The 23,127-nt window shown below is 72.3% G+C and carries 19 protein-coding genes and 1 pseudogene; 13 read left to right on the forward strand and 7 right to left on the reverse strand.

Translation table 11 applies throughout. The features are described 5' to 3' along the window. Nucleotides 1-74: 74 nt before the first annotated feature. Nucleotides 75-611, reverse strand: coding sequence for an HNH endonuclease (locus tag ABZ386_RS34080; RefSeq protein ID WP_019760491.1), 537 nt, complete (start codon nucleotides 609-611; stop codon nucleotides 75-77). A gap of 313 nt (nucleotides 612-924) precedes the next feature. Here ABZ386_RS34080 and ABZ386_RS34085 point away from each other — a divergent pair, with 313 nt between their 5' ends. After that, nucleotides 925-2,040: a mechanosensitive ion channel family protein gene (locus tag ABZ386_RS34085; protein WP_351346429.1), complete on the forward strand. Its 1,116-nt coding sequence runs from the start codon at nucleotides 925-927 to the stop codon at nucleotides 2,038-2,040. A gap of 239 nt (nucleotides 2,041-2,279) precedes the next feature. Continuing rightward, nucleotides 2,280-3,491 (forward strand): ROK family transcriptional regulator, encoded by a 1,212-nt coding sequence (locus tag ABZ386_RS34090; RefSeq protein WP_358967438.1) that lies wholly within the window; start codon nucleotides 2,280-2,282, stop codon nucleotides 3,489-3,491. A gap of 94 nt (nucleotides 3,492-3,585) precedes the next feature. Here ABZ386_RS34090 and ABZ386_RS34095 read toward each other — a convergent pair. Beyond that, a pseudogene (locus tag ABZ386_RS34095) lies at nucleotides 3,586-3,768 on the reverse strand (carbohydrate ABC transporter permease); the annotation flags it as partial. 230 nt (nucleotides 3,769-3,998) lie between these two features. On the opposite strand from ABZ386_RS34095, the gene ABZ386_RS34100 reads away from it, so the two are divergent. The 9 genes from ABZ386_RS34100 (at nucleotide 3,999) to ABZ386_RS34140 (ending at nucleotide 17,366) form a co-directional block, all read left to right on the forward strand. Next, nucleotides 3,999-5,264 (forward strand): 6-phospho-beta-glucosidase, encoded by a 1,266-nt coding sequence (locus ABZ386_RS34100; protein WP_351346435.1) that lies wholly within the window; start codon nucleotides 3,999-4,001, stop codon nucleotides 5,262-5,264. Next, nucleotides 5,255-6,226, forward strand: a complete 972-nt coding sequence (locus ABZ386_RS34105) for a BadF/BadG/BcrA/BcrD ATPase family protein (protein WP_358967440.1) — start codon at nucleotides 5,255-5,257, stop codon at nucleotides 6,224-6,226. Before ABZ386_RS34100 ends, ABZ386_RS34105 begins: the two co-directional genes overlap by 10 nt. 390 nt (nucleotides 6,227-6,616) lie before the next feature. Beyond that, complete coding sequence (locus ABZ386_RS34110; protein ID WP_356499293.1) at nucleotides 6,617-8,098, forward strand: hypothetical protein; 1,482 nt, start codon at nucleotides 6,617-6,619, stop codon at nucleotides 8,096-8,098. Nucleotides 8,099-8,127: 29 nt separating this feature from the next. Next, on the forward strand, nucleotides 8,128-9,156 hold the full coding sequence (locus ABZ386_RS34115) for a glutamate ABC transporter substrate-binding protein (protein WP_355718671.1): 1,029 nt from the start codon (nucleotides 8,128-8,130) through the stop codon (nucleotides 9,154-9,156). A 48-nt stretch (nucleotides 9,157-9,204) separates the two neighbouring features. After that, nucleotides 9,205-10,536, forward strand: a complete 1,332-nt coding sequence (locus tag ABZ386_RS34120) for a hypothetical protein (RefSeq protein WP_358967444.1) — start codon at nucleotides 9,205-9,207, stop codon at nucleotides 10,534-10,536. Then, nucleotides 10,533-13,064: a tetratricopeptide repeat protein gene (locus tag ABZ386_RS34125; protein ID WP_356671316.1), complete on the forward strand. Its 2,532-nt coding sequence runs from the start codon at nucleotides 10,533-10,535 to the stop codon at nucleotides 13,062-13,064. The genes ABZ386_RS34120 and ABZ386_RS34125 overlap by 4 nt, the downstream gene beginning before the upstream one ends. 3 nt (nucleotides 13,065-13,067) lie before the next feature. Beyond that, complete coding sequence (locus ABZ386_RS34130; RefSeq protein WP_358967447.1) at nucleotides 13,068-14,441, forward strand: PP2C family serine/threonine-protein phosphatase; 1,374 nt, start codon at nucleotides 13,068-13,070, stop codon at nucleotides 14,439-14,441. Between the two features lie 100 nt (nucleotides 14,442-14,541). Further along, entirely contained in the window at nucleotides 14,542-15,888 is a 1,347-nt protein-coding gene (locus ABZ386_RS34135) for a VWA domain-containing protein (protein WP_351346449.1), read from the forward strand. A 44-nt stretch (nucleotides 15,889-15,932) separates the two neighbouring features. Beyond that, nucleotides 15,933-17,366 (forward strand): FHA domain-containing protein, encoded by a 1,434-nt coding sequence (locus ABZ386_RS34140; protein ID WP_358967450.1) that lies wholly within the window; start codon nucleotides 15,933-15,935, stop codon nucleotides 17,364-17,366. Nucleotides 17,367-17,443: 77 nt separating this feature from the next. Here ABZ386_RS34140 and ABZ386_RS34145 read toward each other — a convergent pair whose 3' ends face one another. Further along, entirely contained in the window at nucleotides 17,444-18,451 is a 1,008-nt protein-coding gene (locus tag ABZ386_RS34145) for a methyltransferase domain-containing protein (protein ID WP_356617861.1), read from the reverse strand. A gap of 66 nt (nucleotides 18,452-18,517) precedes the next feature. Between ABZ386_RS34145 and ABZ386_RS34150 the strand changes: the two genes are divergently transcribed. Then, on the forward strand, nucleotides 18,518-18,931 hold the full coding sequence (locus tag ABZ386_RS34150) for a globin (RefSeq protein ID WP_037765910.1): 414 nt from the start codon (nucleotides 18,518-18,520) through the stop codon (nucleotides 18,929-18,931). 21 nt (nucleotides 18,932-18,952) lie between these two features. Here ABZ386_RS34150 and ABZ386_RS34155 read toward each other — a convergent pair whose 3' ends face one another. The 4 genes from ABZ386_RS34155 to ABZ386_RS34170 all read right to left on the reverse strand — a co-directional run bounded on the left by ABZ386_RS34155 (nucleotide 18,953) and on the right by ABZ386_RS34170 (nucleotide 22,716). Continuing rightward, complete coding sequence (locus ABZ386_RS34155; protein WP_356499285.1) at nucleotides 18,953-19,621, reverse strand: hypothetical protein; 669 nt, start codon at nucleotides 19,619-19,621, stop codon at nucleotides 18,953-18,955. Continuing rightward, nucleotides 19,618-20,031, reverse strand: a complete 414-nt coding sequence (locus ABZ386_RS34160) for a thioesterase family protein (RefSeq protein WP_031120823.1) — start codon at nucleotides 20,029-20,031, stop codon at nucleotides 19,618-19,620. Before ABZ386_RS34160 ends, ABZ386_RS34155 begins: the two co-directional genes overlap by 4 nt. Before the next feature lie 2 nt (nucleotides 20,032-20,033). Then, nucleotides 20,034-21,698 carry an energy-dependent translational throttle protein EttA gene (gene ettA, locus ABZ386_RS34165; protein ID WP_037765916.1) on the reverse strand — a complete coding sequence of 555 codons (1,665 nt, stop codon included), beginning with the start codon at nucleotides 21,696-21,698 and terminating at the stop codon, nucleotides 20,034-20,036. A 262-nt stretch (nucleotides 21,699-21,960) separates the two neighbouring features. Beyond that, nucleotides 21,961-22,716 (reverse strand): GntR family transcriptional regulator, encoded by a 756-nt coding sequence (locus ABZ386_RS34170; RefSeq protein ID WP_358967453.1) that lies wholly within the window; start codon nucleotides 22,714-22,716, stop codon nucleotides 21,961-21,963. A 77-nt stretch (nucleotides 22,717-22,793) separates the two neighbouring features. Between ABZ386_RS34170 and ABZ386_RS34175 the strand changes: the two genes are divergently transcribed. Next, complete coding sequence (locus tag ABZ386_RS34175; RefSeq protein WP_358967548.1) at nucleotides 22,794-23,072, forward strand: hypothetical protein; 279 nt, start codon at nucleotides 22,794-22,796, stop codon at nucleotides 23,070-23,072. The last annotated feature ends 55 nt before the right edge of the window (nucleotides 23,073-23,127 follow it).

Genomic DNA, 23,127 nt, shown 5'->3' on the forward strand with positions numbered 1-23,127 from the left:
GTTCCCCGGGCCGGTCGGCCGCCCTGCGCGACACTGCCGGAGGGCAGGCGGGAAGACGAAGGCCCGGATCGTCGTCAGGCGGAAATGCCGTCGATCCGGGCCAAGGCGTCGTCCGCGCCGTACGGCTGCAAGTACGGCAGCCAGCGCGGGTCCCTATGGCCGGTCCCGATGATGCGCCAGGCCAGGCCGGTGGGCGGGGCGGGTTTGTGGCGCAGCCGCCAGCCGATCTCGAAGAGGTGGCGGTCGGCCTTCACGTGGTTGCAGCGGCGGCAGGACGCCACGACGTTGTCCCAGACGTGCTTTCCCCCGCGGCTGCGCGGGATGACGTGGTCGACGCTGGTTGCGACGCCACCGCAGTACATGCACCGGCCCCCGTCGCGGGCGAACAGCGCCCGGCGGGTCAGAGGAACGGGCCCCCGATAGGGAACCCGGACGAATCGCTTGAGCCGGACCACGCTGGGTGCGGGGACTGTGACGGTCGCGCTGTGCAGATAGGCGCCGGACTCCTCGAGGCAGACGGCCTTGTTCTCGAGGACGAGGACGAGCGCGCGGCGGAGCGGTACGACGCCTAGCGGCTCGTACGACGCGTTGAGGACCAGGACATGCGGCACGGATGCCTCCTTGGACGCCGGCGGCGCGTGGCTCGCGCCGGGACGATTCGTAGCCAGTCTCCCCTCATGCCTGGTGGAAGCGCCACCATGTCCCCGTAACGGGCTGGGAGTGTTTTCGACCACATCTGATTCATCCCCCGGACCATGGCCTGTTCAAGCCCAGGTGAGCACGGTCTCTCCTTCACACATTCCGAGGGAGCACACACAATGCCCCGTTAGTGTGGTGGTTCTGCCCCTTCGGTGACCCAACCGTGACCTTGACCCCCCAGGACCACCGCACCGGGGCAGACCGCTGCACCTGGAGGTACCTGCCGTGTCCTTGTCCGTTGCGGACGCCGTCCTGCTCGCCGCCGGCCCGTCACCGTCGCCGTCGCCGACCCCGTCGGATACGCAGACCCCGAGAGTGCCCTCGCTCCAGGACGCGCAGGAGAGCGCGACGAACGCCGCCGGCTGGGTCGAGCAGAACTGGTCGACGTGGCTCGCGATCGGATTGCAGGTCCTGCTGGTCCTGGTCATAGCGGCCGTGCTGAGGGTCGCGGTACGGCGGGCGATCACCAAGCTCATAGACCGGATGAGCCGCACCGCGCAGAGCTCGGACGGAAGTCCGCTGGGCGGCCTGCTGGTCAACGTCGAGCGCCGCCGTCAGCGCTCGCAGGCGATCGGCTCGGTGCTGCGCTCGGTGGCCAGCTTCCTCATCATGGGCACCGCCGCCCTGATGATCCTCTCCGCGTTCAACATCAACCTGGCCCCGCTGCTGGCGTCCGCCGGTGTCGCGGGCGTGGCGATCGGTTTCGGCGCCCGCAACCTGGTCACGGACTTCCTCTCCGGCGTCTTCATGATCCTGGAGGACCAGTACGGCGTCGGCGACACGATCGACGCGGGCGTCGCCTCCGGCGAGGTGATCGAGGTGGGCCTGCGCGTGACCAAGCTGCGCGGCGACAACGGCGAGATCTGGTACGTCCGCAACGGCGAGGTCAAGCGCATCGGCAACCTCTCGCAGGGCTGGGCGACGGCCAACGTCGACGTCACGGTCGCCGCCTCCGAGGACCTGGACAAGGTCAAGGCCACGCTCGACGAGGTCGCCGGGAAGATGGGCGCCGAGGAGCCCTGGAACGAGCTGCTGTGGGGCCCGATCGAAGTGCTGGGCCTGGACAGCGTCCTGCTGGACTCGATGGTCGTGCGGCTCTCGGCCAAGACGATGCCGGGCAAGTCCCTGACCGTGGAGCGCGAGCTGCGCTGGCGCGTCAAGCGGGCCTTCGACGCGGCGGACATCAGGATCGTCGGCGGCGCCACGGCCCCGGCGGAGGAGACGCCCGACGACCCCACGGCGGGGATGGCGGCCCCGTCGGCGTACGCGAACACGGCGTCCCCGCAGTCGGCGGCGGCGTCCCCGCTCGCGCCCCCCGCGCCGACGAGCACCACGAAGTAGCGGCCCCGAAGCGAAGAGCGACCCGAAGAGGGCGGCACCCGGCAGACCCGGGTGCCGCCCTCTGCGCGTGCCCGGAGGACGACGGGCCGTCCTCCCTTGACGCCCGCACGGCAACGGGCTTACCTTCCTCTCCACCGATAGGAAACTTTCCTAACAGTACGCGAGGGGACTTCGGTGCGATGGACTTCCGTCCCCGGTCACTGAGAAGCTGAGCAGCCGAAAGGCAGGTGTGGACACGCATGGCAGGAACCGCCGGCACGCCGGGCACCCCGCGCGTCCTGCGCGCCATGAACGACCGGGCCGCCCTCGACCTGCTCCTGGAACACGGCCGGCTCTCCCGCACCCGCATCGGCAAGCTCACCGGCCTGTCCAAGCCCACCGCGTCCCAGCTCCTGGCCCGCCTGGAGGCGGCCGGGCTCGTCCTGGCCACCGGCACCACCGAAGGCCGGCCCGGCCCGAACGCCCAGCTGTACGAGGTCAACCCGGCGGCCGGTCACGCCGCCGGACTCGACGTCACCCCCGAGCGGATCCTGGCCGCGGTCGCCGACATCACCGGCCGCACGGTCGGCCGCTTCGAACTGCCGACCCCCGGCAGGCGCACCGGCACCCCGGTCGTCCAGCAGGTCACCGACGCCCTGGACGGCGCGGTGAAGGCGGCGGGCCTCGCCCGGGACGACGTCCACCGCCTGGTCATCGGCACCCCCGGCGCCTTCGACCCCACCACGGGCCGCCTGCGCTACGCCTCCCACCTGCCCGGCTGGCACTCCCCCACCCTCCTGGACGAGCTCGCCGCCGCCCTGCCGATGCCCTTCGAGTACGAGAACGACGTCAACCTCGTCGCGCTCGCCGAACAGCGCCTCGGCGCGGCCCGGGGCCACGCGGACTTCGTGCTGCTGTGGAACCAGGAGGGCCTGGGCGCCGCCCTGGTCCTCGGCGGCCGGCTGCACCGCGGCTGGACCGGCGGCGCCGGCGAGGTCGGCTTCCTGCCCGTGCCGGGCACGCCCCTGGTCCGCCAGGTCACCAAGGCCAACAGCGGCGGCTACCAGGAGCTGGCCGGTGCTCAGGCCGTTCCGCGCCTGGCCCGCGAACTGGGCATCGAGGACATCCCCGCGGGCCCGTACGCCGAGGCCGCCGCCCACCTGCTGGCCCGGGCGGCACAGAGCGACGACGACGCCCACCGCCGCCTCCTCGAGACCTACGCGACCCGGCTCGCCACCGGTCTGGCCTCCCTCGTCTCGGTCCTCGACCCCGAGCTGCTCGTCCTGAGCGGCGCGGTCCTCGCCTCGGGCGGCGAGGCGCTGCGCGCCCTCGTCCAGGCCGAGCTGGAGGAGCTGGCCGCGTCCCGCCCGCGCCTGGTCGTGGGTGACGTCCGTGAACACCCCGTGCTGCGCGGCGCGCTGGAGAGCGCGCTCGCGACCACGCGCGACGAGGTCTTCGACACCTCCCGCTGACTCCACCCCCCTTCCGGCATTCCCCCTCTTCCCCCGTGCCTCAGGGAGCTCTGCCATGCCAGGAATATCCAGAAAAGCGGCTTTCGCCCTCGCCCAGCATCAGGGCGGGATCGCGGCCGCGGAAGCGGATCCTGGCCAGGGCGTAGGCCACCGGGATCGAGGAGACCACGGTGAGCACCGTGCCCAGGAACGCATAGCACAGGGTGATCCGCCACCAGGTCAGGAAGCCAGGGGGGTCGAAGACCCTTCGGTAGTTGTCCCACCGCCAGGTGTGCGGGTTCGATGATGATGTTCTCCACCTTCCTGCTGCGCCAGTTCCTCACCACGATCCCCGACGCCTCCGAGAACCCGGGCGCCTGGAGTCCTTCGAGGGCGCCCACCACACCGACTGGAACCTCACCATGGCCGCCACCGTCCTGGTGATGGCCCCCGTGATCCTCGTGTTCTTCTTCGCCCAGAAGGCGTTTGCAGAGGGTGTCACGCTCACCGGAGTAAAGGGTCAGACGTATGAAACTCACCGTGGTCGGCGGAGGTTCGACCTACACCCCCGAACTCGTGGACGGCTTCGCCCGCTTGAGGGACACCCTGCCCGTCGGGGAACTGGTCCTCATGGACCCCGCCGAGGACCGTCTGGCCCTGGTGGGCGGCCTCGCCCGCCGCATCCTCGCCCGCCAGGACCACCCCGGCCGGATCACCACCACCACCGACCTGGACGAGGCGGTGGACGGCGCGGACGCGGTCCTGCTGCAACTCCGCGTAGGCGGCCAGGCGGCCCGCCAACAGGACGAGACCTGGCCCCTGGAGTGCGGCTGCGTGGGCCAGGAGACCACCGGCGCCGGCGGCCTGGCGAAGGCGCTGCGCACGGTCCCGGTCGTCCTGGACATCGCGGACCGCGTCCGCCGCACCAACCCCCGTGCCTGGATCATCGACTTCACCAACCCGGTCGGCATCGTGACCCGCGCCCTGCTCCAGGCGGGCCACAAGGCGATCGGCCTGTGCAACGTGGCGATCGGCCTGCAACGCACGTTCGCCCGCCTGCTGGACGTCGCGCCCACCGACCTCCACCTGGACCACGTGGGCCTCAACCACCTCACCTGGGAGACGGCGGTCCGCCTGGGCGGCCCGGAGGGCGAGGACGTCCTGCCGAAGCTGCTGACCGCCCACGGCGACACGATCGCGACCGACCTCCGCCTCCCCCGCCCCCTGCTCGACACGCTGGGGACGATCCCCTCCTACTACCTGCGCTACTACTACGCGCACGACGAAGTCGTACGAGACCTCAGGACGAAACCGTCCCGGGCGGCCGAAGTCGCCGACATGGAACGGCGTCTGCTGGAGATGTACGCGAACCCTGCCCTGGACGAGAAGCCGGACCTGCTCGCCGAGCGGGGCGGCGCCTACTACTCCGAGGCGGCCGTGGACCTGGCGGCGTCCCTGCTGGGCAACACGGGCACGCCCTACCAGGTGGTGAACACGCACAACAACGGCACGCTCCCCTTCCTCCCCGACGACGCGGTGATCGAGGTCCAGGCGGCGGTGAGCGCGAAGGGCGCCTCCCCCCTCCCCGTCCGCCCCGTGGACCCCCTCTACGCGGGCCTGATGGCCAACGTCACGGCCTACGAGCACCTCGCCCTCGAAGCCGCCCTGCACGGCGGCCGGGACCGCGTCTTCCGCGCCCTGCTCGCCCACCCCCTCATCGGCCAGTACGAGTACGCCGAGACGCTCACCGACCGGCTCGTCGCACACAACCGGGAGCACCTCGCGTGGGCCTGACCGCACGTGTCCTCGCGATCGACGCGGGCAACAGCAAGACGGACGTCGCGATCGTGACGGCGGACGGAGAAGTCCTGGCCACGGCACGCGGGGGCGGCTTCCGCCCACCGGCCGTGGGCCTCGACACGGCGATGCGAACCCTCGCCGAACCGGTCGCCCAGGCCCTCACCACCGCCGGAACGCCCTCGGTCACCCACGTCTCGGCCTGCCTGGCCAACGCCGACTTCCCCGCCGAGGAGGACCAGTTGGCGGCGGCCCTGAGGTCGCACCACTGGGGCACGACGGTGACGGTCCGCAACGACACCTTCGCGATCCTCCGCGCCGGTGTCACCGAACCCCGGGGTGTCGCGGTCGTCTGCGGCGCGGGCATCAACTGCGTGGGCCTGCGCCCCGACGGCCGCACCGCCCGCTTCCCCGCACTCGGCAGGGTCTCCGGCGACTGGGGCGGCGGCTGGGGCCTGTCCGAGGAGGCCCTGTGGCACGCCGCCCGCGCGGAGGACGGCCGCGGCGCCCCCACCGCCCTCGCCCACACCCTCCCCGCCCACTTCGGCCTGCCCTCCATGTACGCCCTCCTCGAGGCCCTGCACCTGGGGCACATCCCACCGCCCCGACGCCACGAACTGACTCCGGTCCTGTTCACCACGGCCGCCGACGGCGACCCGATCGCCCGCACGATCGTGGAACGCCAGGCCGAAGAGGTCGTCTCCATGGCGGTGGTGGCCCTGACCCGCCTGGGCCTCCTGACCGAGGAGACCCCCGTCCTTCTGGGCGGCGGTGTCCTGGCAGCTCGCCACCCACAACTCAACGACCACATCGAACACTTGCTCACGATCCGGGCACCCAAGGCGGTACCCCAGGTGGTGACGGCGAGCCCGGTCCTCGGGGCGGCATTGCTGGGACTGGACAGGGTGGGGTCCGGAAAGGGAGCACAGGAACGATTGCGGAGGCACTTCGAGATGTGAGACGACACCCGGCGTCCCTTACCGACACGAGCGGCCCGCCCCCACGCACCCGCACACGCCGGATCACGGAAGGGGACGTGTCGGGGGGTGTCCGCCCGCAGCGGTTGGCGCGTCAACGAACGGTTAGTCGGTACGCAACCCCATCGCGCCGTTCCGAGGACGGACACCCCCCGGCGCGGCCCCTACCCCCCCCACGGCGATCAGGCGAAGACGCGCACCCCCACGGGACGCGACGCACACCCCCACGGGAACCGAACCCCCTCCCCCGACGTGTACATACAAGCGGTGTTGCTTCACGCTGCGATCCAATCAAGATCGAGGCAAGGCCGGTGCGGATGTCAGTCCCGGCAGCGATACTTGCGGCGACGGATGACCATGGGGGAGGTCACAGTGACATACCCGCCGAAGAGCAGCACACCACCACCGGGCCCCAACCTGCCCACCCTCCCGGCCGTCCCGGCACAGCCGGCACCCCCGGCCGCCCCACCCACCAGCACCAACCCCAACACCGGCACCGGCACCGGCACCGGCACCGGCACCACTCCACCCCCCACCCCCCGCCGCACCGCCTTCGCCGAGGGCCTCGACCAACTCCGCGCCGCGGCCACCACCGAACCCGGCCGCCTCCGCATCATCGGCGCCCTCCTGGCCCTCCTCGTCATCGCCTTCGGCACCGTCACCGCCTGGCAGATGACCACCCGCGCGGCCGCCGCCGACGACGTCCTCACCAGCAGCCAGCCCCTCAGCTCCGACGCGGCCGACATCTACCGCTCCCTCGCGGACGCCAACACCGCCGCCTCCAGCGGCTTCCTCGCCGGCGGCCAGGAGACGGCCGCCACCCGCGACCGCTACGAGAAAGACATTCGCACGGCCGCCGAGAAACTCGTCAACGCCGCCGCCAACGCCGACCCGGACTCCCCGTCCACCGCGACGATCGCCGAGCTCAACCGGCTCCTCCCGGAGTACAAGGGCCTGGTCGAACGCGCCCGCACCTACAACCGCCAGGGCTTCCCCGTCGGCGGCGCCTACCTCCGCTACGCCAACGAGAAGATGCAGCAGCAGATGCTCCCGGCGGCGGAGGACCTGTACAAGAAGGAGAACCAGCGCCTCCGGGCGGACTACGCGGACGCCACGCCCTACCCCTGGGCGGCCATCGCCCTCGGCATCGCCGCCCTCGCCGCCCTCGCCTGGGCCCAGCGTCGCACGTACCAGCGGACGAACAGGGTCCTGAACCACGGCCTGGTCGCCGCCACGGCGACGGCGACCGTCGTCCTGCTGTGGCTGGTCGTCGGCCACAGCGTCGCCCGCGCGGGCCTGAACGACTCCTACGACCACGGCGTCCGCTCCCTGAACGTCCTGCACGACGCCCGCATCGCCTCCCTCAAGGCCCGGGGCAACGAGAACCTGACGCTGGTGGCCCGCGGCGCCGAGACGAAGAAGGTCGGCGCCGACACGTACGACGCCTACGACTACGACTTCGGCACGGACATCAAGGCCCTCGCCCGGCACCTGGCGGCAGCCGGGAAGCTCGCCGACGACACCTCCGGCGAACAGCCGGTCACCGCCGCCGTCGGCAACATGAAGGAGTGGCAGAAGCGCCACTCCGCGGCCCGCGAACAGGACGAGCACGGCAACTACCAGCAGGCACTGGACATGGTCATCGGCCCCAAGGGCGCGACCGGCGAGTGCTTCGACAGCGTCGACAAGAACCTGCACACGGCCCTCGTGCACGAGGAAGCCGAGTTCAAGCGCGCGGCCGATGACGGCAGGGACGCCCTGACGGGCCTCGCGGCAGGCGCGGCCGTCCTCGCGGTCCTGGGCGCCGCGGGCGCGGTCCTGGGCATCGGCCGCAGGCTGTCGGAGTACCGATGAACGGGCCGAGGACGAGAGGAGGCACGACGATGCGCAGCACACTCAGGGGCTGGGGCGGAGTGACCGCGATGGCAGTCGTCTGCGCCCTGGTGGCGTTGATCGCCCTGTGCCTCCCCCGAACCGCCGTCACCGCGGACGGCCGCTCCGCCGCCCCGGCCACCCACACCGGCCAGGCCACCCGGACCCAGGCGGAGGAGGACTGCCGCTCCCCGGAGAAGCAGACCCTCACCCCGTCCGCCGCGGACGGCGACACCATCAAGGCGATCAAGAACCGCAAGGGCGAGAAGCGCAAGCTGATCGTCGGCGTCGACCAGAACAGCTACCGCTGGGGCTACCGCAACCCCAACAGCGGCAGGACCGCGGAGCTCGAGGGCTTCGACATCGACCTGGTCCACCGCATCGCCGAGGACATCCTCGGCGACCCGGACGCCGTCCAGTTCAAGGCGATCCCGACCGACCAGCGCATCCCGGCGATCAAGGACGGCCGGGTGGACATGGTCGTCCGCACGATGACGATCAACTGCGAGCGCATCAAGGACGTCGCCTTCTCCGCGCCCTACTTCAAGACGGGCCAGCAGGTCCTGGCCCCCAAGTTCTCACCCGTCAAGGGCTACGACGACACGCTCGCGCACCGCAGGATCTGCACGGCGGCGGGCTCCACGGCGTACTCGACGCTGGAGGAGGACCAGAAGGACGGCGAACTCCCCTCCACCACCGACATCTCCACGACCGTCCCGAACCAACTCGACTGCCTGGTGCGGCTCCAGCTCGGCGAGGTCGACGCGGTGGTGACCGACGGCGCGCTCGCCGCGAGCCAGGCGGCACAGGATCCGACGGTCCAGCTCAAGGGTGACGCCTTCACTGCCGAGTACTACGGCGTGGCGATGAAGAAGGACGCCGACGATCTGGTACGCCGGGTCAACCAGATCCTGGTGGACTACCGCAGGGACGCGGCGAACGGCTGGCAGGCGTCGTACGACAAATGGCTGTCGGCAACACTGGGCAAGGATGCGAAGAAGTCGGAACCCCCGGCACCGCAGTACCTCCGCACGACCTGACCACTGGACCGACCCCCCGACCGGCACTACCGCAGCGAGAGGTGATCGATGGGCGTCACGGGATCCACCGGGCCGGTGATGGACCGGGACGAGGTGGACCGTGCGCTGGCGCGGCTCGGCGCGGAGCACGAGGCGATAGAGACCTCGCTCCTCGCCCTGCAGGACCACGCGGGCCGCAGGCTCCTGGAGGGCGCCGAGCTCACCGGCGTCACCCGGGAGCGCTGGACGTCGACGGAGGCGTCGATCACGCTGCTGTGGACGTACTTCGACGCGTACACGGACGCGCTGCGCACGGCCCGCGAGATCCGGGCCCGCCGCCGCTGGTCCAGCCGCGAGGACCTGGTGGAGCTGACGGAACTGCTGAGCGGCGAGTCCGTCACGGTCGCGGGCAGCGCCACCGCGACGGCCAACGCCCCGACCCTGAACGGCACCGCGAACAAGCTCAGCGAACGCTACTCGCTCGCCACGCTCGTCGACCGGATGAACGAGCTGTACGCGACGAGCCTGGACATGGTGGTCGCCGCCGACGCGGTCTGGTCGGCGCTGCCGGCCCGGATCGACCTGCTGGCGGCCGAACTCCAGCGCACCCGCCGGCTCGCGCACTCGGTCGGCGTCCGCCCCGGCGAGCACCCGGCGGGCGACGACCTGGAACGCATCACGCGCACGCTGACGAAGCTGCGCGCGGAGGTCGTGTCGGACCCGCTGGCGTACTGGGTCCCGGCCGAGGGCAGTTCGGCGCCGGGCGGCGGCCGGCCGGACACGACGGTGTACGACCGTGAGGCGCGCGGCCTGGAGGACGTGCGCCGGGAGATCGACGCGGTGCTGACGGTGCGTCAGGACGCCGAGAAGCGGATCGTCAAGCTGCGCGACATCCTCAGCCGCGCGGACCGCACGCTCGCCGAGGCGCGCACCGCCCGCGGCGAGGTCCTCGCGAAGATCGCCGCGACGGAGGTGCCGGTCGTCAGCGGTCCGCCGACCGCGCTGCAGGAGCAGCTGGCGGCGGCCGCGGAGTACCGCCGGCAGGCGCAGTGGCACCGGCTGTCCCCGCTGCTGGAGTCGCTGGAGCAGAAGGCGGAGGACGAACTGCTGCGCGCCCGCGAGTCGTTGACCGCGGTCACCGCGCCGCTGGCGGTCCGCGCCGAGCTGCGCGGCCGGCTCGACGCGTACAAGGCGAAGGTCGCCCGGCACGGCTTCGCGGAGGACACGCTGCTGGTGGAGCGCTACGAGAAGGCGCGCCGCATGCTGTGGAGCGCCCCCTGCGATCTGCGCGCGGCCGAGCAGGCGGTGCTGCGCTACCAGCAGGCGGTCGCGGAAGTGCTCGGCGGCCCGCGGGTGCCGGACCAGGGCGTCGTGGAGGACGACCGGAGGGGGAGTCCATGAGTGAGGCACGCACATGTCAACGCCCCACCTGCGGCGGCAGCTACGAGGACGTGGGCGGCGGCGAACTGTACTGCGACACCTGCGGCCTCGCCCCGGTCGTCGCGCCTGGGGGTCCCCCCTCCGGGGGAGGCATGGTCGGGTCACCCCCCACCGGCATCACCGCCGGCGGCAAGGGCGGCTCGGGGGGCAGCGGCAGCTCCCGCTCCGGCAGCCGCAGTTCCCGTACGTCGTCGCAGTCGTCGAAGTCGCGCCGCTCGGTGTCGGGACGCCTCTCGCGCTCCCTGTCGGGCAAGTCGACGGGCCGCTCGGTGTCGGTGCGCAGCTCCGGTTCCGCCGCCGGTTCCTCGTCCCGGGGACGGCTGGGTGCCGGGCTGGTCCAGGTCCCGCCGATCCCGCGGCCCGACCCGCGCGCGATGGTCCTGGACCACCCCGAGGTGCCCGAGCGGAAGCGGTTCTGCTCGCGCTCGGACTGCGGCGCCCCGGTGGGCCGGGCGCGCGGCGACCGGCCGGGCCGTACGGAGGGTTTCTGCACCAAGTGCGGGCACCCGTACTCGTTCGTGCCGAAGCTGAAGGCCGGGGACGTGGTGCACGGCCAGTACGAGGTGGTCGGCTGCCTCGCGCACGGCGGTCTCGGCTGGATCTACCTCGCCGTCGACCGGGCGGTCTCGGACCGCTGGGTGGTCCTCAAGGGCCTGCTGGACACGGGCGACCAGGACGCGATGGCCGCGGCGATCTCCGAGCGGCGCTTCCTGGCGGAGATCGAGCACGCCAACATCGTGCGGATCTACAACTTCGTGGAGCACCTGGACCAGCGCACGGGCTCGCTCGACGGCTACATCGTCATGGAGTACGTCGGCGGCAAGTCCCTCAAGGAGATCGCCAACGCCCGCCGCACCCCGGAGGGCCGGCGCGACCCGCTGCCGGTGGAGCAGGCCTGCGCGTACGGCATCGAGGCGCTGGAGGCACTCGGCCACCTGCACAGCCGGAACCTGCTGTACTGCGACTTCAAGGTCGACAACGCGATCCAGACCGAGGACCAGCTGAAGCTGATCGACATGGGCGCGGTGCGCAGGATGGACGACGAGGAGTCGGCCATCTACGGCACGGTCGGCTACCAGGCGCCGGAGGTGGCCGAGGCCGGCCCGTCGGTGGCGAGCGACCTGTACACCGTCGCCCGCACCCTCGCCGTCCTGACCTTCGACTTCCAGGGCTACACGAACGTCTACGCGGACTCCCTGCCCGACCCGGACCACATCGAGGTCTTCCGGCAGTACGAGTCGTTCTACCGCCTCCTGGTCCGCGCCACGGACCCCGACCCGGCCCGCCGGTTCGCCTCCGCGCAGGAGATGACCGAGCAGCTCACGGGCGTCCTGCGGGAGGTCGTCTCCCTGCAGACGGGCCGTGCCCGGCCGGCCCTGTCCACGCTGTTCGGCCCGGAGCTGCGGGTCACGGACACCGAGCTGTTCCCGAAGCTCGACGGTGAGGTGTCGCGGCTGGGCGCGCGGGCGGTCCGCACCCGGCGCGGCGCCCCCGCGCTGCCCGCCGTCCCGGCTCAGCCGCAGCGCCCCGGCACCGCCCAGGGCCTCGTCAAACCGGTCGACACCGGTGCCGCCGCCCTGGCCCTGCCCGTGCCCCGGGTCGACCCGACCGACCCCAACGCCGGTTTCCTGGCGGGCCTGATGACCTCCGCGCCGGCCGAGCTGCTCGGTGCTCTCGCGGCGGCTCCGAGCCCGTCGATCGAGACGCGGCTGCGGCAGCTCCGGGCCTGGCTGGAGACGGGTGATCCGGCCGCCGCGCTGGAGGCCCTGGCCAGGCTGGAGGGCGAGCGGCCCGACGACTGGCGGGTGGTCTGGTACCGGGGCGTGGCCGCGCTGGTGACCGGCGACGACGAGGGCGCCGCCCTCGCCTTCGACGCGATCTACGACGCGTTCCCGGGTGAGATCGCGCCCAAGCTGGCGCTGGGTCTGTGCGCGGAGGTGCTGGGCCAGCTCGACAACGCCGCCGAGTACTACCGGCTGGTGTGGTCGACGGACCCGAGCTATGTGAGCGCCGCCTTCGGGCTGGCCCGCGTGCAGTTGGCGACCGGGGACCGGCGCGGTGCCGTACGGACGCTGGAGTCGGTCCCGGAGTCCTCCATCCACTACACGGCCGCCCGGGTGGCGGCCGTCCGCGCGCGGCTGCGGCAGCGCACGGCGACGGCGTCCGACGTGCCGTTCCTGGAGGACCTGACGGCCGCCGCGGCGCAGGTCGAGGCGCTGGAGGCGTACGGTCTGGATCCGGCGCGCCGGGAGCAGTTGTCGGCCGAAGTCCTCGGCTGCGCGCTGGACTGGGTACTCTCCGGGGGCCAGGGTTCCGCCCCTCCCGCCGCCGGAGGACGGACGCTGCTCGGCAGCGGCCTGGACGAACGGGGCCTGCGCTTCGGCCTGGAGCGTTCGTACCGCACGCTGGCCCGGCTGGCGCGGGGCGGCGAGGAGAGGATCGACCTGGTGGAACGTGCCAATCGTTACCGCCCCCGGACGTGGGTGTAGTTGATGTCGCAGATGCCCCAGTTGTCCGCCTGCCCGAGTTGCGAGGAACCCCTCGAGTCGGGTGACCGTTTCTGCGGCGCGTGCGGATACGACCTGTCCGCCGTGCCGGCACGGCCTCAGGACAACCCGACCATCACCATGAACGGCTCGGTGCCCGTCCAGGGCGCTCCGGCCGGTGCGTATCCCGAGCCCCCGGCGGCGCCCCCCGCCGGCGCGCCCTGGCCCGCCCCCGGGCCGGACGGCCCGGGCACCCCGGGCGGCTCCTCCCTGCCGCCGGGCACGCCCCCGCCGCCGGCCGCCCCGCCGGCCCCGGCCGCGGGTGTGCGGTTCGACCGGCCGCCGCAGCCCGACGGGTACGCGGGGCCGGCCGAGGTGTACCGGACCCAGCCCGACGAGTACCCCCTCCAGGCACCGGACCCACGGGTGTCCGCCGAGCCGGCGGCCCGGGCCGCGGGCGCCGGCGGCAAGGTCTGCGTGGCCTGCCGAGCCGGCCGCGTGGACGACGACGGCTACTGCGAGAACTGCGGCCACGCCCAGCCGCGCGAACGGGACCACATGGAGCAGGAGTCCGGCCCGGTGGCCGCGGTCAGCGACCGCGGCCTGCGCCACCACCGCAACGAGGACGCGTTCGCCCTCGGCACCACCGCGCTGCCCGACGGCTCCCCCGCCTCGGTGGCCATCGTCTGCGACGGCGTCTCCTCGGCGACCCGCCCCGACGACGCCTCCGCGGCGGCGGCCAGGGCGGCGAGCGAGACCCTGCTGGCCGCCCTGCCGCGCGGGGCCCACCCGCAGCAGGCGATGCACGACGCGATCGTCGCCGCCTCGCGCGCCGTCAACTCGCTCGCCGAGGAGCCCGCCACGGCCCGCGAGCACGCCCCGCACCAGAACGCCCCGGCGTGCACGATCGTCGGCGCCGTGGTGACGTCGGGCCTGCTGATCGTCGGCTGGGTCGGCGACAGCCGCGCCTACTGGGTCCCGGTCGACCGGAGCGCTCCCCCGGCCCGGCTCACCGAGGACGACTCCTGGGCCGCGCAGATGGTCGCCGCGGGCCTGATGAACGAGGCCGAGGCCTACGCCGACGAGCGTGCCCACGCGATCACCGGCTGGCTCGGCGCGGACGCCTACGAACTGGAGCCGCACACCGCCGCGTTCAAGCCGGACCGGCCGGGCGTGGTGGTCGTCTGCACGGACGGCCTGTGGAACTACGCCGAGGCGGCGGAGGACATGGCCCGGGTCGTTCCGCTCGACGCCGCCGCGCACCCGCTGCACAGCGCCCGCGTGCTCGTCGGCCACGCCCTGGACGGCGGGGGCCACGACAACGTAACAGTGGCGCTCGTGCCGTTCCCGGCCGTGCCCCAGGGGGCAGGATCGGCCTGAGGCCACGTACGGGGGCGCCTCGGCGGACCGGAGGGGACCGGTCCGCCCAACCGTCAGCACCCCGCCGCGGTGGGGGCTTTGGAGGGGGATCGAAGCAGCCATGGCCAATTTCTCGAAGTCGAACGTGCCCCAGTTCTCGGTGGACGTGTACCAGAACGAGTACCTTCCGGAGGGCGCCGGCGAGGTCAACGCCATCGTCACGGTGACGGCGACCGGCGGCGGCACGATCGGCAGCGCGGTCGCGGCGCCCCACCTCTACTCGCCCGGCCAGGGCCCGTCCGCGGCCGTGGCGCTCATGGTCGACTGCTCGGGGTCGATGGACTACCCGCCGACCAAGATGCGCAACGCCCGGGACGCCACGGCGGCGGCGATCGACACCCTGCGCGACGGCGTCCACTTCGCCGTGATCGGCGGGACGCACGAGGCGAAGGAGGTCTACCCCGGCGGCGGACGCCTCGCGGTCGCCGACGCCACCACCCGCGACCAGGCCAAGCGGGCCCTGCGCTCGCTCAGCGCGGGCGGCGGCACGGCCATCGGCACCTGGCTGAAACTGGCCGACCGCCTGCTGTCCTCCGCGGACGTCGCCATCCGGCACGGCATCCTGCTCACCGACGGCCGCAACGAGCACGAGTCGCCCCAGGACCTGAAGGCCGCGCTCGACGCGTGCGCCGGGCGCTTCACGTGCGACGCGCGCGGTGTGGGCACCGACTGGGAAGTGAAAGAAGTCACAGGGATCGCCTCCGCCCTGCTCGGCACGGCCGACATCGTCGCCGATCCGGCCGGGCTCGCCGCCGACTTCACGCGGATGATGGAGACGGCGATGGGCAAGGAGGTCGCGGACGTCTCGCTGCGGCTGTGGACCCCGGTCGACACGACGGTGAAGTTCGTCAAGCAGGTCGCGCCCACGGTCGAGGAACTGACCGACCGGCGCACCGAGGCGGGCCCCCGGGCCGGCGACTACCCCCTGGGTTCCTGGGGCGACGAGTCCCGTGACTACCACGTCTGCGTGGAGGTCCCGGCCGCGAACATCGGCCAGGAGATGCTGGCGGCCCGGATCTCGCTGGTCATTCCGCAGCCCGACGGCAGCGTCCAGAACCTCGGGGCGCAGGGTCTGGTGCGGGCCGTGTGGACGGACGACATGGTCGCCTCGACGTCGATCAACCCTCAGGTCGCCCACTACACCGGCCAGGCCGAACTGGCACAAGTCATCCAACAAGGTCTGGATCTTCGTAAGTCGGGAGATATGGATGGAGCAACGGCCAAACTGGGCAGGGCCGTTCAGCTCGCGAGTGCGTCGGGGAACGCCGATACTGCGAAACTGCTTGCGAAGGTGGTGGACGTGGTCGATGCCGCGACCGGTACTGTGCGACTGAAGGCGAAGGTCGAGGAGGCCGACGAGATGACGCTCGAGACCCGGTCCACCAAGACTGTTCGCGTGAAGAAGTGACCTAGAGCAGTGGCCTAGAAGGAACGAAGGAGGGACGCGCCGACATGCCGACCTGCCCGAACGGACACCAGTCGGGTTCCGACGACTGGTGCGAGGTCTGCGGTCACCGCATGGCGGGTGCCGTGCCTCCGCCTCCTCCCCCGCCGCCCCCGCCCGGCGGCGGCTACGGCTTCCCGCCCCCCGCCGGTCCGGGCGGCCCCGGTGGCCCTCCCGGCGGCCCGGGTGGGCGCCCGCCGCACCTGTCCGCCGTGCCGAACGCCGAGCCGGAGCTCTGCCCGCAGTGCCGTACGCCCCGTGAGGGCGGCGCCCCGTTCTGCGAGGAGTGCCGGTGGAACTTCCTGACGAACACGGCGACCTCGTACACCCCCGCCGCCCCGCCCCCGCCCGGGCCGGGCGGGCGTTTCCAGCCGCCGGGCCAGCCCGGCCCCGGAGGCCCGTCGTACGGCGGCGGTGACGGATACGACTACCAGAGTTCGCGCCCCTCGCAGATGAACCGCCCGGCCGAGCCGATCCCGCCCTTCGGCGGCGACCCCTCGGCCCGGCCCGGCGGCCCCGGCCCGGGTGGTTCCGCTGGTCCTGGTGGCCCCGGCCCCGCTGGTCCTGGTGGCCCCGGCGGTCCCGGTGGCCCCGGCGGTTTCGGTCGCCCGGGTGGTCCCGGCGGCCCGGGTGGTCCCGGCGGCCCCGGCCAGGGCGGCTACGGCTACCCGCAGCCCGGCCCGCCCCAGGGCCCGCCCGGCCCCGGCGGTCCCAACGGCCCCGGCGGGCCGAACGGCCCCGGTGGGCCCGGCGGCGGTCCGCATGCCTTCCAGCAGTCCGGCCCGCCCGCCCCGCCCGGTTTCCCGCAGGAGACCCGGCGGCCTCCGCAGCAGGGCGGCCCGTCCTTCGGCGGCGGTGACGACGACTGGGTGATCCCCCCGCCGTCGTCCCCCGGCCCGGGCGGCCACGGCGGCCCGGGCGGTCCTGGTCCTGGCGGCCCCGGCCAGGGCGGCTACGGCTACCCGCAGCCCGGCGCGACCCAGGCCCCGCCCGGCCCCGGCGGCTTCCCGCAGCAGCCCCAGGCGCCCCAGGGACCGGCGACGTGGACCGCGACCATCGGCCCGGACCGCGAGTACTTCATGGCGATGATGCAGCGCTCCGGCCCCGAGGCCGCGGGCCTGAACCTGCCCGCGTACTCGCCCGAGCAGCAGCGCACGCTCACCGGCAACCAGATCACGATCGGCCGCCGCCGGCACTCCACCGGCGACACCCCCGACATCGACCTGTCGGTGCCGCCGGAGGACCCGGGCGTCTCGCACCAGCACGCGGTGCTGGTCCAGCAGCCGGACGGCAGCTGGGCGGTCGTCGACCAGAACTCGACGAACGGCACGACGGTCAACGGCTCGGAGGAGCCGATCCAGCCGTTCGTGCCCGTGCCGCTGCAGGACGGCGACCGGGTGCACGTGGGCGCCTGGACGACGATCACGATCCGCCGCGGCTGAGCGAGCCCGGTCGGCCCGGTCCGGTCAGCCCGGTCAGCCCGGTCGTCCCGGTCCGGTCAGCCCGGTCAGGAGCCTCGTCAGGACGGGAGGGGCCAGGCGTACGGCCCCTCCGGGTCGTCCAGCCAGGCCCACTCCCGCTCGCCGCTGACCGTGATGCCGTAGCGCTCGCGCTGCGGCCTGCCCTCCTGCTCCCACAGCGCGAGGGCCTCCTGCGGGTCGAGGCTGCCGCGGGTCAGGGCCAGCAGGAAGCGGAACAGGTCGTCCTCCCTGGCCCGGCGCGGCACCCCGCCCAGCTGGACCGGCTCGCCCCCGGGCCGGCTCGCGCCCCGCAGCGGCACGAAGTAGGCGGGCGTGTGCAGGAAGCGCCCCTCGGCGTGCTCGGCGTCGCTCACCGTCAGGACGACCAGGCCGGTGGCGAGCGGGATGAGGATCCGGCCACCGGGGCGGCTCTGCGCGAGCCAGGCGCGCGGCACGGTGCCGAGGGCGCAGGTGGCGATGATCCGGTCGAACGGGGCGCGCTCGGGCACGCCCCGGGCGCCGTCGCCGGTGACGACGACCGGGTGGTACCCGGCCGCGGCCAGGTGCCGGCGGGCCGACTCGGTGATCTCCGGGTCGAGGTCGACGGTGGTGACCCGGTCGTCGCCCAGCCGGTGGGCCAGCAGGGCGGCGTTGTACCCGGTCCCGGCGCCGATCTCCAGCACGGAGTGCCCGTCCCGCACATCCAGCGCGGCCAGCATGTCCGCCATCAGCGACGGCTGGCTGCTGGAGGACAGCAGCTCGCCGTCGCGCAGCCGGGTCGCCAGCGGGGTGTCCTCGTAGGCGCCGCGCACCCACCGCTCCCGCGCCTCCCGCTCGGGGCTCTCGCCCCAGCGGCGTTCGTAGCCGCCGGCGACGCCGACGTAGTAGTACGGCACGAAGAGGTGGCGCGGGACCGCGGCGAACGCCTCCCGCCACACCGGGTCGGCGGCCCAGGCACCACTCGCGTCGATCCGGCGCACCAGCGCCGCCCGCGCGGAGGCGGCGAGACCGTCCAGTTCCCTGCCGGCTTCCGTGTCGGCTTCCCTGTCGGGAGCATGCCCGCCCATACCCCCACACTAAGGGCACGGGGGCCGGTCCTAGGCCTTGAGTCCTATGTCCCCGTGTCTGAGAGCATGGAGGGCGTGAAAGAGATTCGGCGCGGCACGCTTCAGGAGCAGACCTTCTACGAGCAGGTCGGCGGGGAGGAGACCTTCCGTCGGCTCGTCCACCGTTTCTACGAGGGAGTCGCGGAGGATCCGCTGCTGCGGCCCATGTATCCCGAGGAGGACCTGGGCCCGGCCGAGGAGCGGCTGACGCTCTTCCTCATCCAGTACTGGGGCGGCCCCACGACGTACAGCGACAACCGCGGCCATCCCCGCCTGCGGATGCGGCACGCGCCCTTCACGGTCGACCGCGCGGCGCACGACGCCTGGCTGAAGCACATGCGGGTCGCCGTCGAGGAGCTCGGGCTGTCCGAGGAGCACGAGCACACGCTGTGGAACTACCTGACGTACGCGGCGGCGTCGATGGTGAACACCCCGGGCTGACGCACGGGGGCGTGGCGCCGGTCAGCGGACGCTGACGTCCAGCGCCCCGAGCCCGGCCCGCCGTACGGCGACCGACCCGTACGGTGTGCGCAGCCGGAGCCAGGCGCCCGACGAGAACAGGGCCGGTGGCGCTCCGGGCCGCAGGAAGCCGAGCGACTGCGCGGCGTGCACGGCCCGGACGGGCAGCCGGGTGTCGCCGACCGTGCGGGACCAGATGTCCCGCCCGATCCGGTCCAGCTCGGCCCGGGTGCGCCGCTCCTCGGGCAACTCCTGCGTGCGGGCGCGGAACTCGGCGACCGCGGCGGCCACCAGGGAGCGCAGGGCGTCCGGCGCGGGCAGCCCCGGCTCGGGCCGCCAGCCGCCGCGCGGCGGCAGCACGCCCGCCCACGGCGGCCCGGTGACGGCACCCGGCACGACGGCCGTGGCGCCCGCCTCGTCCACCGATTCCAGCAGCTCACCGGCGGACACGGTCACGTCCAGCGTGACGTCGAGCCCGTTCTCGTACGGCTTCGCCAGCCGTACGGCGCGGATGGCCAGCACTTCGAAGGACGGCGGCCGCCCGAAGACGGCGAGCGCGGTGCCCGCGGCCTGGAGGCGCACCGCGGCTCCACGGTCGTAGTGGAGCAGCCGGGAGAGGAAGGCCGCGAGATCCGCCGCCTCCCCCTCGTCGGCGAGGTGGAGCACCGTCATGCGGCGACGGCCTCCCCCTCGTCGTCGTCCGTGTACTCCTGGAGGAACTCGCGTTCCTCCGCGGTGATCCGGCGCGGGCGCTGGGCCTCGAAGTCGAACGGCACTATCACCGTCGAGGCCCGGACGTAGACGACGTCGTCGTCCTTCACCTCGTAGGTGAGGGTGAAGGACGCGGCCCTGATCTCCGTGACCCACAGCTCGATGTCGACCGGGTGGTGCCGGTGGACGAGCTGCCGCTTGTAGTCGATCTCATGGCGAGCCACCACGGACCCCTGCTTGAAGTCCTTCTCCGGGCGGAACAGGAAGTCGATACGGGCCTCCTCCAGGTAGCGGAGGAACACCACGTTGTTGACGTGGCCGTACGCGTCCATGTCCGCCCAGCGCAGCGGGCAGCGGTAGATGTGCCGCAAGATCAGCCCCGGGTCAGCTTCTTGTAGGTGGCGCGGTGCGGACGGGAGGCGTCCGGGCCGAGCCGCTCGACCTTGTTCTTCTCGTACGACTCGAAGTTGCCCTCGAACCAGAACCACTTGGACTCGCCCTCGTAGGCGAGGATGTGCGTGGCGATGCGGTCCAGGAACCACCGGTCGTGGGAGACCACGACGGCGCAGCCGGGGAACTCCAGCAGCGCGTTCTCCAGGCTGGAGAGCGTCTCGACGTCGAGGTCGTTGGTCGGCTCGTCGAGGAGCAGCAGGTTGCCGCCCTGCTTGAGGGTGAGCGCGAGGTTCAGCCGGTTGCGCTCACCGCCGGAGAGCACGCCGGCCGGCTTCTGCTGGTCCGGCCCCTTGAACCCGAAGGCGGAGACGTACGCGCGGGAGGGCATCTCGACCTGCCCCACGTTGATGTAGTCCAGCTCGTCGGAGACGACGGCCCACAGGGTCTTCTTGGGGTCGATGTTCTCGCGGCTCTGGTCCACGTACGAGATCTTGACCGTGTCGCCGACCTTGATGGAGCCGGAGTCCGGCTCCTCGATGCCCTGGATCATCTTGAACAGGGTGGTCTTGCCGGCGCCGTTCGGGCCGATGATGCCGACGATGCCGTTGCGCGGCAGCGTGAAGGAGAGGTCGTCGATGAGCAGCTTGTCGCCGAAGCCCTTGGTGAGGTTGTTGACCTCGACGACGACGTTGCCCAGGCGGGGGCCCGGCGGGATCTGGATCTCCTCGAAGTCCAGCTTCCGCATCTTGTCGGCCTCGGCGGCCATCTCCTCGTAGCGGGCCAGACGCGCCTTGGACTTGGCCTGCCGCCCCTTGGCGTTGGAGCGAACCCATTCGAGCTCCTCCTTCAGCCTCTTCTGCCGCTTGGCGTCCTTCTGCCCCTCGACCTTGAGGCGGGCGGCCTTGGTCTCCAGGTACTTGGAGTAGTTGCCCTCGTAGGGGTAGAGGCGACCGCGGTCGACCTCGCAGATCCACTGGGCGACGTTGTCGAGGAAGTACCGGTCGTGGGTGACCGCGACGACGGTGCCCGGGTACTTGGCCAGGTGCTGCTCCAGCCAGTTCACCGACTCGGCGTCGAGGTGGTTGGTGGGCTCGTCGAGCAGCAGCAGGTCGGGCTGCTCCAGCAGCAGCTTGCACAGCGCGACGCGGCGGCGCTCACCACCGGAGAGGTTGGTGACGGCCCAGTCGCCGGGCGGGCAGCCCAGGGCGTCCATGGCCTGCTCCAGCTGCGCGTCGAGGTCCCAGGCGTTGGCGTGGTCGAGCTGCTCCTGGAGCTTGCCCATCTCGTCCATGAGCTCGTCGGAGTAGTCGGTCGCCATCTGCTCGGCGATCTCGTTGAACCGGTCGAGCTTGCCCTTGATCTCGGCGACACCCTCCTGGACGTTCTCCAGGACGGTCTTCTCCTCGTTCAGCGGCGGCTCCTGGAGCAGGATGCCGACCGTGTAACCGGGGGTGAGGAAGGCGTCACCGTTGGACGGCTGCTCGATGCCGGCCATGATCTTCAGGATCGTCGACTTGCCGGCGCCGTTCGGGCCGACGACGCCGATCTTCGCCCCCGGCAGGAAGCTCGTCGTCACGTCGTCGAGGATCACCTTGTCGCCGTGCGCTTTGCGCGCCTTGCGCATGGTGTAAATGAACTCAGCCAAGAGAAACCGTCCGGCAGCTTGAAACTGGCAGTGGGCAGATACACCCCATCTTGCCGTACCGCCACCCCTGGGTGGAAACGCGTATGCGTGGGGGGCTGTGACCTGGGGGTTCGTGGTGGGCGGCTCCGGCTCGGCTGTCACTGTCGATCGCCGTTGGTCGGCCTCGGGCGCCCTCGCACGGCCCAGGGACGGCCCAGCAATGATCACTCGGCAACCCACATCGGGGGTTGCTCCACTGACCGCGTGATCGCAGGGATCGTACCTACCGGTTGATCGGGATCTCGTAGACGATCTCGCAGTGAGCGGCGGGCACGACGATGTCCGCTGTCTCGACGGGCCGCCCCTGGTCGCTGTAGTACGTCCGCCGGATGTGCGTGACGAGTGCGGCCTTCTGGATGCCCAGAAGAGAGGCCTCCTCGGCGGTCGCCTGGCGCGGCTCCGGCTGTTCCACGGCGTGGCTGACGGTGACACCGATCGCGGCCATGCGGTTCACGACTCCCGCCCCGGCGTGCGGACCACCCTCGGGGAGAACGATGAGCGTGCCAGCGGTGAGGTCGTACGGCTCCCAACTCGTCGAGAGCTGCACCGGCCTGCCGTCGGCCAGGAACTCGTACGCCGTCCTGACGCACAGGTCGCCCTCGGCGATGCCCAGCCGCGTAGCGATGTCGGCCGGGGCCGGCACCTTGGCGTCGGTCCTGCTCTCCCAGTCGCCTTGCTTGCCCAGGGCCTTCATGTCCGCACGGAAGGGCGATTCCTCGGGGTGCTCGCGCGCGGACGACCGAACGACCCGCACTCGCTGCCGGGGCTCGGCGACGTAGGTCCCTGATCCGGCGCGTCCTTCCAGCACACCCTGGGAGATGAGCAGCTCCTGCGCCCGGCGAACAACGTTCTCGCCCACGCCGTACTCCTGGCCGATCTGGGCGCGGGAGGGCAGCCGGTCCCCCGGCTCCCACACGTGCTCCGCGATGCGCCGCCGGAGTTCGTCGGCGATGCGGAGGTAGGGCGGCTGCTCAGACATATGGAAAATCTAGTCCACTAGCTCTATCTAGTTAACTAGCTTCACTGAAAGTGATCGCCGGTGACGGAGGCTGCCCTGTGCCCGCTTCGGGAGTTCGCGCGGCAGCCATCGCTGCCCGGCTGTCTGACCTCGGGCTTCCCGCGCGCGTGGAGGAGCACGACCGGCACACATCGGTCGTGGCCGAGGTACCGGAATCACTCACCGCCGACTTATGGCGGGAGGTCCTCGAAGCGGTGGCTGAGGCCGATCAATTCGGGCTTCTCGCCACCAGCCTGAATGGCCGCACTCTCTGGGCGGTCGTACGCAAAGCGGTCCCCACGACGGGCGATGTCGGGGGACCGAGCCATCAGCGATAGGAGCTGACCAGCGTGCTCAACCGTATCCGCCGTGCCGTCTCGCTCACCAGAGAGC

This window comes from Streptomyces sp. NPDC006140 (genome assembly GCF_040628815.1).
GTDB lineage: Bacteria > Actinomycetota > Actinomycetes > Streptomycetales > Streptomycetaceae > Streptomyces.